This is a genomic window from Mesorhizobium sp. WSM4887 (genome assembly GCF_029625865.1).
Classification (GTDB): domain Bacteria; phylum Pseudomonadota; class Alphaproteobacteria; order Rhizobiales; family Rhizobiaceae; genus Mesorhizobium.
This window is the reverse complement of the sequence record NZ_JARTVP010000003.1, coordinates 159314-170772: the sequence shown is the minus strand read 5'-3', so window position 1 is coordinate 170772 and position 11459 is coordinate 159314. Positions and strand designations below refer to the sequence as shown.

The 11459-nt window shown below is 64.2% G+C and carries 15 protein-coding genes; 10 read left to right on the top strand and 5 right to left on the bottom strand.

Going from position 1 to position 11459, the window contains the following annotated elements:
- From P9230_RS14395 to P9230_RS14385, 3 genes are all read right to left on the bottom strand, one after another.
- Entirely contained in the window at positions 1 to 861 is an 861-nt protein-coding gene (locus P9230_RS14395) for a lytic transglycosylase domain-containing protein (protein WP_095799807.1), read from the bottom strand.
- Positions 862 to 864: 3 nt separating this feature from the next.
- Positions 865 to 2115, bottom strand: coding sequence for a flavodoxin-dependent (E)-4-hydroxy-3-methylbut-2-enyl-diphosphate synthase (ispG, locus tag P9230_RS14390; protein WP_278119610.1), 1251 nt, complete (start codon positions 2113 to 2115; stop codon positions 865 to 867).
- A 254-nt stretch (positions 2116 to 2369) separates the two neighbouring features.
- On the bottom strand, positions 2370 to 2549 hold the full coding sequence (locus P9230_RS14385) for a YdcH family protein (RefSeq protein WP_040998838.1): 180 nt from the start codon (positions 2547 to 2549) through the stop codon (positions 2370 to 2372).
- 235 nt (positions 2550 to 2784) lie between these two features.
- On the opposite strand from P9230_RS14385, the gene P9230_RS14380 reads away from it, so the two are divergent.
- Positions 2785 to 2988 (top strand): DUF465 domain-containing protein, encoded by a 204-nt coding sequence (locus P9230_RS14380; RefSeq protein WP_067001951.1) that lies wholly within the window; start codon positions 2785 to 2787, stop codon positions 2986 to 2988.
- A gap of 24 nt (positions 2989 to 3012) precedes the next feature.
- Here the strand turns inward: P9230_RS14380 and P9230_RS14375 are convergent, their stop codons facing one another.
- Positions 3013 to 3813 (bottom strand): IclR family transcriptional regulator, encoded by an 801-nt coding sequence (locus P9230_RS14375; RefSeq protein ID WP_278119608.1) that lies wholly within the window; start codon positions 3811 to 3813, stop codon positions 3013 to 3015.
- Between the two features lie 163 nt (positions 3814 to 3976).
- Between P9230_RS14375 and P9230_RS14370 the strand changes: the two genes are divergently transcribed.
- The 8 genes from P9230_RS14370 to P9230_RS14335 all read left to right on the top strand — a co-directional run bounded on the left by P9230_RS14370 (position 3977) and on the right by P9230_RS14335 (position 10428).
- Positions 3977 to 4807, top strand: coding sequence for a transporter substrate-binding domain-containing protein (locus P9230_RS14370; protein ID WP_189413851.1), 831 nt, complete (start codon positions 3977 to 3979; stop codon positions 4805 to 4807).
- 122 nt (positions 4808 to 4929) lie between these two features.
- The gene (locus tag P9230_RS14365) at positions 4930 to 5595 is read left to right on the top strand and encodes an amino acid ABC transporter permease (RefSeq protein WP_067319366.1); all 666 of its coding nucleotides are present in this window, start codon (positions 4930 to 4932) and stop codon (positions 5593 to 5595) included.
- Complete coding sequence (locus P9230_RS14360) at positions 5595 to 6245, top strand: amino acid ABC transporter permease (RefSeq protein ID WP_095782532.1); 651 nt, start codon at positions 5595 to 5597, stop codon at positions 6243 to 6245. The genes P9230_RS14365 and P9230_RS14360 overlap by 1 nt, the downstream gene beginning before the upstream one ends.
- Before the next feature lie 4 nt (positions 6246 to 6249).
- Positions 6250 to 7044: an amino acid ABC transporter ATP-binding protein gene (locus P9230_RS14355; protein WP_278119605.1), complete on the top strand. Its 795-nt coding sequence runs from the start codon at positions 6250 to 6252 to the stop codon at positions 7042 to 7044.
- A 37-nt stretch (positions 7045 to 7081) separates the two neighbouring features.
- Positions 7082 to 7543 carry a RidA family protein gene (locus P9230_RS14350; protein WP_278119603.1) on the top strand — a complete coding sequence of 154 codons (462 nt, stop codon included), beginning with the start codon at positions 7082 to 7084 and terminating at the stop codon, positions 7541 to 7543.
- 17 nt (positions 7544 to 7560) lie between these two features.
- Positions 7561 to 8766 carry an aminotransferase class V-fold PLP-dependent enzyme gene (locus P9230_RS14345; RefSeq protein ID WP_278119601.1) on the top strand — a complete coding sequence of 402 codons (1206 nt, stop codon included), beginning with the start codon at positions 7561 to 7563 and terminating at the stop codon, positions 8764 to 8766.
- A 91-nt stretch (positions 8767 to 8857) separates the two neighbouring features.
- The gene (gene purE / locus P9230_RS14340) at positions 8858 to 9355 is read left to right on the top strand and encodes a 5-(carboxyamino)imidazole ribonucleotide mutase (RefSeq protein WP_095778130.1); all 498 of its coding nucleotides are present in this window, start codon (positions 8858 to 8860) and stop codon (positions 9353 to 9355) included.
- On the top strand, positions 9352 to 10428 hold the full coding sequence (locus P9230_RS14335; protein WP_278119599.1) for a 5-(carboxyamino)imidazole ribonucleotide synthase: 1077 nt from the start codon (positions 9352 to 9354) through the stop codon (positions 10426 to 10428). Before purE ends, P9230_RS14335 begins: the two co-directional genes overlap by 4 nt.
- A 6-nt stretch (positions 10429 to 10434) precedes the next feature.
- Here the strand turns inward: P9230_RS14335 and P9230_RS14330 are convergent, their stop codons facing one another.
- Positions 10435 to 10851, bottom strand: coding sequence for a lysozyme inhibitor LprI family protein (locus P9230_RS14330; protein ID WP_127325119.1), 417 nt, complete (start codon positions 10849 to 10851; stop codon positions 10435 to 10437).
- 336 nt (positions 10852 to 11187) lie between these two features.
- Here P9230_RS14330 and ykgO point away from each other — a divergent pair, with 336 nt between their 5' ends.
- Complete coding sequence (gene ykgO, locus P9230_RS14325) at positions 11188 to 11313, top strand: type B 50S ribosomal protein L36 (RefSeq protein WP_040974291.1); 126 nt, start codon at positions 11188 to 11190, stop codon at positions 11311 to 11313.
- The last annotated feature ends 146 nt before the right edge of the window (positions 11314 to 11459 follow it).

The following is an 11459-nucleotide window of genomic DNA, read 5'->3' as shown; positions in this document are numbered from 1 at the left end:
CTACCGGTTTCGCATAACCAGGCACGCCCCGCCGACGCTTTGCAGCTTATTGCAGATGCCGTTGGCCTCGGCGCGCGAGTCGGCACCGATCCTGACCGCATAGATGCCGCGCCGGCCGATCGGCGTGCGCACGCGGCTGACCACAGGATCATGGCTGCCAAGCAGGGAAGGGAATCGGCCGCGAACCCGCAACCACTGGCTGATTGCGGCGGAGCGGCGGAAATTGCCGGCCACCTGGACGCCCCACGGCTTGACGTTGATCGAGGCCATGGCGACGGTCCGCGACATGATCACCGGCAGCCTGCGGCAGGCGACCGCGAAGCTCATCTTCGGATCGAGCGGCCGGATAGTGCCGGCATAGGCGGTGTCCGAGAACTTGTCGACCGGCTCGCCCATGATGTCGAAGACATAGCTTTCGGTCTCCATCGGCAGGAAGCCGCCGGAGGACAGCCAGCGCGATACGCGGTTCTCGCCCGCATTGTAGGCGGCAGCCGCGAGGCCGAGATTGCCGTAGCCCGCCTTCATCTCGGCAAGATACTTGGCCGAGGCGGGGATCGCCTGCCCGATGTCGAAGGGATCGGCAAGCCCGCGCAGCTTGGCCGTGCCCGGCATGAACTGCGCGATGCCTTCGGCGCCCACGGGGCTCACCGCATTGGGATCGAAGCGGCTCTCCTTCCAGATCAGCCGGGCGAAGAAATCCTTGGGTAGGCCATTTTGCTCGGCCTGGGTCTCGATCAGGTCACAGACGCGATTGATCAGCCGTTTTGCGGCCGATCGCGACTGCGGCGGATCGGCGAATGCCTGACCGGCAGGGATCAGCGCGCAAATCAGGATCAGTGCCGTCCTGAGCAAGCGCTGCATGGCTCATTCCGCGGCGGCTTTGCCGTGTCCGTACCGCTGCTCGATATAGTCGGCGACCATCTTTTCGAAATCCTGCGCGATCGAGGGGCCACGCAGCGTCGCCGCCTTCTTGCCGTCGATGAACACCGGCGCCGTCGGCGTCTCGCCGGTTCCGGGCAAAGATATGCCGATATCGGCATGCTTGGATTCGCCGGGGCCGTTGACGATGCAGCCCATCACCGCGACCTTCAGGTTCTCGACGCCCGGATATTTCTCGCGCCACACCGGCATGTTCTTGCGGATGTCGGCCTGGATGCTCTGGGCCAGCTCCTGGAAGACGGTGGAGGTCGTGCGGCCGCAGCCGGGGCAGGCCGCGACGATCGGCACGAACTGCCGGAAGCCCATCGTCTGCAAAAGTTCCTGCGACACCTGCACCTCGCGCGTGCGGTCGCCGTTCGGCTCCGGCGTCAGCGAGATGCGGATCGTGTCGCCGATGCCCTGCTGCAGAAGGATACCCATGGCAGCTGAGGAAGCGACGATGCCCTTGGTGCCCATGCCGGCCTCGGTCAGCCCGAGATGCAGCGCATGGTTGGAGCGGGTCGCAAGCTCGGTATAGACGGCGATCAGATCCTGGACGCCGCTGACCTTGGCCGACAGGATGATCTTGTCGCGGCCGAGCCCGATTTCTTCCGCCATCTCCGCCGACAGGATCGCCGACTGCACGATCGCCTCGCGGGTGACTTCCTGGGCGGTGAGCGGCGAGCCCTGGGCCTGGTTGTCATCCATCAGCCGGGTCAAGAGCTCCTGGTCGAGCGAGCCCCAGTTGACGCCGATCCGCACCGGCTTGTCGTGTCTGATCGCCATCTCGACGATCGCTGCGAACTGGCGGTCCTTCTTTTCCTTGAAGCCGACATTGCCGGGGTTGATGCGGTATTTCGCCAGCGCCTCGGCGCAGGCCGGGTGATCGGCGAGCAGCTTGTGACCGATATAGTGGAAGTCGCCGACCAGCGGCACGTTGACGCCGAGCCGTGCCAGCCGATCACGGATGAGCGGCACGGCGGCCGCGCTCTCGTCGCGGTCGACGGTGATGCGCACGATCTCCGAGCCGGCGCGATGCAGCGCCGCCACCTGGGCAACGGTCTGATCGATGTCGGCGGTATCGGTGTTGGTCATCGACTGCACGACGACCGGCGCGCCGCCGCCGACCATCACGCCGCCGACATCGACGCCGACCGATGCGCGGCGCGGGAAAGGAGAAGAAAAATATCCGGTCATGCCGGCCGCCTTCATCTGGAAGTTCCGGGCATGAGGTGGCGGAGCAAAGATTGCTTGTCAATGGCCGGTGACAGCCACGGTCCGCAAATCGGCTGTGCTTGGTTGGCGGCCGTGCGGTTCAGCAGCCCACATCGGGCTGCGGTTGCATTCCAGGAAGAGTTCGGGAAATTCAGCGTAAACTCACCGGACCGGCGGCATTCTTGCCACCGGTTGGGTTGCACCCGACGGGTGCGGTTATGTTGCCTAGAGGAGTTTCAGTGTGCCGTCGGTTTCGCCTTCAGCTTTTCAATCTCGTCCTTGATTGCCAGCTTGCGCCGCTTCAGAGTGGCGATCTCGAGGTCGTCTACCGAAGGATGATTCATCGCGTCGATAAGCTCGCGCTCGATGTCGCCGTGCTTCCGCTGCAGCTCATCAAGATGGGATGCAAGAGACATGATTGGTTCTCCCTTTCATGGATTCCTCGATTGCAGCCGTCTCAGGCACGTCCACCGCAGGTCGCAACTGTGACGGCACGATGACAGTTTGCCACCAACCAATCTCGATGTCGAATGCCGCGTGGTAGCATTCCACGACAATGTGAAATGTGATATCAGCGGCGCGCCGGTCACAAACCCCACCGGCCCCGCCCAAAGGCCCATCCCTGGGCGACGCATACGCAGACGGTAGATAATGTCCGAACAGGAACAGGCTGAGATACGCCTCGAATATTCCCGGCTCAAACAGGAACACGCCGATTTCGACGCCGCCATCAACGCGATGATCGCCATGGGTTGCGACCCGCTGCAGATCCAGCGCATGAAGAAGAAGAAGCTGATGCTGAAGGACCGGCTGATGGCGCTGGAAGACCGCATCATCCCCGACATCATCGCCTGACCGGCAGCTTCCTTCGCTCGACGGCTAGGGGATCGATAGCCGCGCGGCGCGGTCACGCAGTAGCGCGACCAGCTCGCCTGTCCGTTCTTCCGACGTGTCGATCGGAACCACCAGGCACATCGTCGCCTCGATCTTCCCAGGCGCTGAAAAGACCGGCGCCGCCAGGCATTTGGTATAGGCGTCGACAAGGCCCGACGTCACGCAATAGCCGGTGACGCGGGCTTTTGCGATGGCGTCGATGAAGTCGTCGAGCTCGATCTTGCGGCCGTCCGGCAGCACGAGGTCGTCCTGGGAGATCATCGCCTCGATCCGGCTGCGTTCCAGGCCGGCGAGCAGCAGCCGGCCTGACGCGGTCCAAGGCAGCGGGATCTGCAGACCGGTGGCCGAGCTGATGCGGAACGGCCTGGTGCCCGGGCTCGAATGGACGATCGTGTAGCGGCCGCTCTGCAGCATGCACAGCTCCGAGGTCTCGCCCGTCTCGCGCGACAGCGTGTCGACCTCCTGCCGCCCGCGTCTGAGCAGGTCGTTGCCACGCATATAGGCCATTCCGTAGAGGTAAAGCTTCTTGCCGAAATAGACGCGGTTGCCGTCGCCGGCCATCTCCAGCAGACCGGCACCGACCAGTTCCCGAACCAGCGTGTAGGTCGTCGAGCGGGGGGCGTTGAGCCCCTTGGCCAGCTCGCCGATGCCGATCGCGCGCTGCGTGGCATGCAGGAACTCCAGAATGTGCAGCGCGCGGTTGAGACCCTTTTCGCGAGAGTTCGCGGGCCTCTCTTCGTCCGAACTTCCGGCCTGCCACTCGGTCAGGGTTTCGCCATCTTGCATTGTCGATTCCCGGTGTTAGTATCTGTCTTGTACAGGATACATACGTCTCTTGTAAGAGACAATCGTATATCGATTGCTGACGCGTGTATTCATGGGGAACACACCACCAAAGGAGGTCGCCGTGAACGACACATCCGGAAGACGTGATTTTCTAAAATTGGGAATGGCCGGACTTGCCACCGCCGGCGCGCTCACCGCGGTCAGCGCCGAGAAGGCCGCCGCGCAAGCCGCGTCCGACAGCGTACTGCGGACCGCGCTCGATCGTGGCAAGCTGATCGTCGGCACCGGCAGCACCAACGCGCCGTGGCATTTCGAGAACGATGCCGGCGAGCTGGTCGGCATGGACATCACCATGGGGCGCATCCTCGCCAAGGGCCTTTTCGATGACCCGACCAAGGTCGAATTCGTCATGCAGGATCCGGCGCAGCGCATTCCGAACGTGACCACCAATAAGGTCGATATCACAATCCAGTTCATGACCATGACGGGGCAGCGCTCGCAGCTGATCCACTTCTCGCGCCCCTACTATGTCGAAGGCGTCGCGCTGCTGACGCTGCCGGGGTCCGAGAACAAGACTTTCGACAAACTGCTGGCGAACGGCTCCGCCACGCGCATCTCGATCCTGCAGAATGTCGATGCCGAAAACTCGGTGCACTTTGCCCTGCCCCAGGCGCAGGTCATGCAGATCGACACCCAGGCCAACGTGCTGCAGGCGCTGGAATCCAAGCGTGTCGACGCCGCCGCGGTCGACCTCTCCACCGTGCGCTGGCTCGCCTCGCGCAACCCGGACAAATACTTCGACGCCGGCAAGAGCTGGTATTCGATGCTTTACGGCGCGGCCATCAGGCAGGGCGACCTCGACTGGCTGACCTACGTCAACCAGACCTTCACCATCGCCATGTTCGGCCACGAGACGGCGCTCTACGACGCTGCCTTCAAGGAATATTTCGGCCAGGAGCCGCCGCCGCGCCACCCGGGCTTCCCGGTCATCTGACGAAGCCTTCTGACTTTAGCCGGCGGAGGGAGGCAACAAGCGCCCTTCCGCCTGTTCTCCTCGACACGGGCTCCTGCAGTGACGAATTCTTTATCCTCACAACAGGCCATTGAGACGGACGCATGGGCTATACGCTCAATTTCAACCTGATCTGGCGCCATTTCGACAAGCTCTGGGGCGGACTGCTGCTCAGCCTCGAGCTTGCCGTGATCTCGATCGCCATCGGCATTGTCATCGGACTGGTACTGGCCGTCTGGTATGTCTCGGCCGGGCGTGTCGTGCGCGGCATTATCGCCTCTTACGTCGAATTCATCCGCAACGTGCCGCTGATCCTGCTGGTCTATCTGGTGTTCTACGGTCTGCCGACCGTCATCGACCTAGCCTACAGCGCGCAGACGTCCTTCGTCGCCACGCTTGCCGTCTACAGCGGCGCCTATCTGGTCGAAGTGTTCCGATCCGGCCTCGAAGCCGTGCCGCGCGGCCAAATCGATGCCGGCAAGGCGATCGGCCTTACGCCATGGCAGCGGCTGGTCCATGTGCGGCTGCCGACGATGATGCGCATCACCCTGCCGGCGCTTTCCAACACCTTCATCTCGCTGTTCAAGGACACGTCCGTCGCTTCCGTCATCTCCGTGCCCGAACTGACCTATGGCGCGCAGTGGATCAACTTCAACACCTTCCGCATCGTCGAGGTCTATCTGGTGGTGACGGCGATGTATCTGGTGACGGGTTACGCCCTGCTCTTCGCGCTCCGGCTGGTCGAGCGCTGGTATAGGACGGCGCGCTGATGCTTGGCCAGATCGCCTACGCCCTGCCGTTCCTCGCCGAAGGCTTCGCGCTGACGCTTTGGGTGTCGCTGCTCGTCGTGGTGCTGTCGCTGATCGCCGGCGTTGTCTTCGGCGTCGGCCTCGTCTACGGGCCCGCACCCTTGCGCTGGGCGGTGCGGATCTTCAGCGACACCGTCCGCGGCATCCCGATCCTGGTGCTGATCTTCTTCGTCTATTACGGCATGCCGGCCGTCGGCGTGCATCTCCAGTCCTTCTGGGCGGCGGTGCTGGCGTTGACCTTGTTCAAGACCGCGCAGGTCGTCGAATATCTGCGCGGCGCGGTCGCCTCGATCCCGAAAGGCCAGTCGGAAGCGGCGATGGCGATCGGCCTGACCTTTCGCCAGCGCCTTACCTACGTGATTTTCCCGCAGGCCTTCCGCCGCTTCCTGCCGCCTTGGATCAACGGCGTCACCGACGCGGTCAAGGGCAGCGCGCTGGTCTCGCTGCTCGGCATCACCGATCTGATGCAGGCCATCAACCAGGTCATTGGCCGCACCTATGAGGCGATGCCGCTCTATATCCTCGGCGCCCTTCTCTATTTCGGCGTCAACTACGCGCTTTCGCTTGCCAGCCGACGGCTGGAGCAGCGCTTTGCCTTCATCCGGGAATAGCACAATGGCCACCACTTCCGATAACAGCCCTGCGCTTCTCGATATCGCCGAGGTCTCGAAATCCTTTGGCTCGGTCGAGGTACTGCGCTCGGTCAGCCTCAAGGTGGCGAAGGGCGAGGTGGTCGCCATCATCGGACCGTCCGGCAGCGGCAAGACCACGCTGCTGCGCTGCGTCAACTTCCTCGAAAGCTACGACAGCGGCTCGATCCGCATCGACGGCAAGGAGGTCGGTTTTCGCGACGGCGGCGCGCGCCAGCGCCGCAGCGAGCGCGACTTGGCCGCCATGCGCGCCGAGACCGGCATGGTGTTCCAGGGCTTCAACCTGTTCCCGCATCTGACGGCGGCCGGCAACATCATGCTCGGCCTCACCAAGGTACGCGGCAAGAGCAGCGCCGAGGCGCGCTCGATCGCCGAGCACTGGTTGGGTCGTGTCGGTCTCGCCCACAAGGCCGACAGCCTGCCCACCGAGCTTTCCGGCGGCCAGCAGCAGCGTGTCGGCATCGCCCGCGCCGTCGCCATGGAGCCGAAGATCCTGCTGCTCGACGAGATCACCTCGGCCCTCGATCCGGAACTCGTCGGCGAGGTTCTGGCCGTGGTGAAAAGCCTCGCTGAGGACGGCATGACCATGGTGATGGTGACGCATGAGATGGCTTTCGCCCGCGACGCCTCAAGCCGCATCGTCTTCATGGCCGACGGCGGCGTCAGTGCCGTCGGGCCGCCGAAGGAGGTGCTTGCCGCGGAGACCACGAACGAGCGCCTGCGGACTTTTTTGGCGCGCTTCCGCGCCTCGCAATTCTGACATCGGATGGCAAATGCCATCCAAGGAGCATTCTTCCATGACGCCTTACACCCGGCTCGCCGAACTCGGCCTGACGCTGCCCGAGCCGCCAACGCCCATCGCCAACTTCGTCACTCATGCCGAGAGCGGCCGGCTGATCTTCCTCTCGGGCCAGGGGCCGCTGCGCGCCGATGGCACGCTTTGCATCGGCAAGGTCGGCGAGGACGTCACCGTCGAACAGGCCTATGAGCATGCCCGGCTCACCGGCCTCAACCTGCTTGCCGTCATGCACGCGGCGGCGGGCGACCTCGGGCGCATCGTGCGCGTCGTCAAGCTGCTCGGCTTCGTCAATGCGACGCCGACCTTCAGCGATCACCCGAAGGTGGTCAACGGCTGCTCCGATCTCTTCGCCGATGTCTTTGACAAGATCGGCGGCCACGCGCGTTCGGCGATCGGCGTCGGCTCGCTGCCTGGAAACATCACCGTCGAAATCGAAGCGGTCGTCGAGATCGCCGCCTGACACTGGGATCTGCTGCCATGAAAACCTATTCCGAGACCGGCTCCAACACCACGATCCGCGAGCGGCTGGGACTGCGTCGGATCATCAACGTCTCGGGCACGATGACGACACTCGGCGCTTCCATCATCGTCCCGGAAGCGATCAGCGCCATGGCCGAGATCGCCTCGCAATGGGTGGAGATGGACGATTTGCAGCGCGCCGCGAGCGCAGTCGTCGCCCGTCTCACCGGCGGCGAGGCCGGCTTCATCACCGCCTGCTGCGCCTCAGGCATCACCATGGCGATCGCCGGAGCGATGACCGGCACCAACCTGCTGGCCATCGAACGGCTGCCCGACGACACCGAAGGGCTGAAATCGGAGGTCGTCATCCAGCTCGGCCATATCGTCAATTACGGCTCGCCGATCGATCAGTCGATCCGCGTGGCCGGCGCCAAGGTCATTCCGGCGGGCACCGTTAGCGTCACGCAGGATTACCACGTGCGCGAGGCGATCAACGAGCGCACCGCGGCCGCGCTTTACGTCGTCGCCCACCACACGGTGCAATACGGCATGCTTTCGCTAGAGGAGTTCTGCGAGATCTGCCACGCCAAGAATGTGCCGGTGATCGTCGATGCCGCTTCGGAATACGATCTGCGGACCTTCCTCGCGCGCGGCGCCGACATCGTCGTCTACAGCGGCCACAAATTCCTGAGTGGCCCGACCAGCGGCATCGTCACCGGCCGCAAGGACCTGGTGCGCGCCGCCTATCTGCAGAATCGCGGCGTCGCGCGGGCCATGAAGGTCGGCAAGGAAAGCATCGCCGGCACCATGGCGGCGCTCGACGCTTGGGAAAAGCGCGACCATGCCGGCATTCGCCGGCGCGAAGAGGCGGCGCTCGATCTGTGGAAGGATGCGCTGCAAGGCATTCCGGGCATCGGCGCTGAGATCGTGCCCGACCCAACCGCCAACCCGCTCGACCGCCTGCAGGTCTTCGTCCGTCCGGAGAGCCGCTTCACCGCCGCGGGCCTAGCCTCGGCTTTGGCCGCCGGCTCACCGCCCGTCATCGTGCGCAACCATGAGGTCGAGCGCGGACACTTCTTCCTCGACCCGTGCAACCTGCATCCCGGCGAGGCCGAGATCGTCGCCGAGCGGCTGCGCGCGGTTCTGACCGCGAAGGAGCGTCCCGCGGATGCGATGAAAGCGGCGCGCAAGGATTCATCCGGGGCGCTGCGCTGGCCGGACTAGACCTCGCCACCGTCGGCCCACAGCCGCGACAATCCTTGCGGCTGCCGGCGAATTCCGCTAAGGCGCGCCTTTGCCGCCGGGAGCGAAAACCTTGACCGATCAGCGTGCCGACGTCGCCATCATCATGGGCAGCCAGTCCGACTGGGCGACGATGCGCCAGGCGGCGGAAACGCTGGATGCGCTGGGCATCCCGCACAAAAAACTGATCGTCTCGGCACACCGCACGCCGGACCGCCTCTATGAATTCGCCAAGGGCGCCAAGGCGGCCGGCTACAAGGTGATTATCGCCGGCGCCGGCGGCGCGGCGCACCTGCCCGGCATGACGGCGGCGATGACGCCGCTGCCCGTCTTCGGCGTGCCGGTGGAATCCAAGGCGTTGTCCGGCCAGGATTCGCTGCTCTCCATCGTGCAGATGCCGGCCGGCATTCCGGTCGGCACTTTGGCCATCGGCAAGGCCGGTGCTGCCAACGCGGCCCTTCTCGCCGCAGCCGTCCTGGCGCTGAGCGATGAAAAACTCGCCGCCCGCCTCGATGCCTGGCGCACCGCACAGACCGCCAAGGTCGCCACCGAACCGGCAGATACCCCGTGAGTCTGGCCCCGGGATCGACCATCGGCATCATCGGCGGCGGCCAGCTTGGCCGCATGCTGGCTATGGCAGCCGCTCGCCTTGGCTACCGCACGGTCGTGCTGGAGCCGGAGGCCGATTGCCCGGCGGCGCAGGTCGCCAACCGGCAGATCGTCGCCGCCTATGACGATCCGGCGGCCCTTGCCGAACTGGCCGGCGCCAGCGCTGTCGTCACTTACGAATTCGAGAACGTCCCGGTTCAAGCGGCGCAGACACTCGCGGCGCGCGTTCCCGTCTGTCCGCCGGCCCGCGCGCTGGAAATCGCGCAGGATCGCGTGACCGAAAAAAGCTTCCTGAACGGCATCGGCGTTCCCACAGCCGAATTCTGCCCAGTGGACAATGACGAGCAGCTGACGGCCGCGCTGAAGAAATTCAGCGGCAGCGGCGTGCTGAAGACGCGCCGCATGGGCTATGACGGCAAAGGCCAGCGCGTCTTCCGCAACATGGAGACCGGCGGCTTTGCCGGCACCTGCGAGGCGATGGGCAATGTGCCGCTGATCCTCGAATCGCTGGTCGCTTTCGAGCGCGAGATTTCGGTGATTGCAGCGCGCGGGCAGGACGGCTCGGTTGCAGCCTACGATCCGGCCGAGAATATCCATCGCGAAGGCATATTGCGAACGTCGACATTGCCGGCCGCCATCGCACCGGACACCGCATCGGCGGCGAAGCAAGCGGCAGCAAAAATCCTTGCGGCGCTCGACTATGTCGGCGTCATCGGCGTCGAGTTCTTCGTGCTTGCCGACGGTTCGCTTTTAGCCAATGAGCTGGCGCCGCGTGTCCACAATTCCGGCCACTGGACGGAAGCCGCCTGCATCGTTTCGCAGTTCGAACAGCATATCCGCGCCACCGCCGGCCTGCCGCTGGGCTCGCCTGCACGGCATTCCGACTGTGTCATGGAAAATCTGATCGGCGACGACATGCTGAAGGTTCCGGCGCTGCTCGCCAAGCCCGGCCTGATGCTGCATCTCTACGGCAAGGCCGAGTCGCGGCCCGGCCGCAAGATGGGCCATTTCACGCGCATTGAGCGTCGGCGCTAACGCCGACTACTGCACGTCTTCGTCCTCGTCCGGGCTGGCGCAGCTCGGATCGCCTTCCTGGCAGTTGGGGCCGGAGGTGAGTTGCTTGGTGCGCTCGGTGGTCAGCTCCGTCAGGCATTGCGAAACCTCCATCGGGTGGATGGAACCGCCCTCGCTGTCGGCGGTCGAATAGGCGCATTCGGCGTCGCGGAAGGTGATCCAGGCGCGCTGTGCGGTCTGCAGCAACTTGTTGGCCTTCTCGTCATTGCGGCCGACAATATCCTTGTAGGCGGCGTTGAGCTTGGCAACGGCCGCCTGATAATCGGCATTGGCGCAGATATTCATCATCGACTGGCTGTCGTCGCTGCGATCGCAGTCCTCGGCCCATGCAGCCGGAACCGTCGCGATGAGGACAAGGCATGCGGGCAGAAAGAGACGGCGCATGATAAAGACTCCGTTTCGCTGAGAGCATCTGCAACCTAGAGGAATCGCTTGCCGTCGCAGAAATGCGGCTAAACAAATAGACATAACCGGAGGGGACCTATGTCCCGCTCTGGGGTGGCCCGCAACATTCCAGCCGCCTCTGAGTCGCGCAATGCCGCGCGTTACCTATGGCGAATATTTGATCAGCGCACCATTTGCGGCATAAGAGCCGCCCGCTTGCGGTTGACACGGGCAAGGCTCCTCGTTTATGAGCCACGCAAGTTCAAGGCGCGCTTTTTTCGGGCGCGCCTTTAAAATTCGGCCCGGGACCGGGCCCCCGACCGAACAGGCAAGACCATGAAGATCAAGAACTCGCTCAAGGCGCTCAAGGCGCGTCACCGCGACAACCGGCTGGTTCGCCGCAAGGGACGCATCTACATCATCAACAAGACCGCTCCGCGCTACAAGGCGCGCCAGGGCTGAGACTTGCGCGGGGGGGGGAAACCCCCCCCCCCGGTGTGGGCAGGCCGGGGGGCCGGCCCCCCCCCGAAAAAAAATTTTTAGATACCCCCGCCGGGGCGAGATTACCGGCCAGGGGGGTTTTTTTTGTTTGTTTATTTGCCACGGGA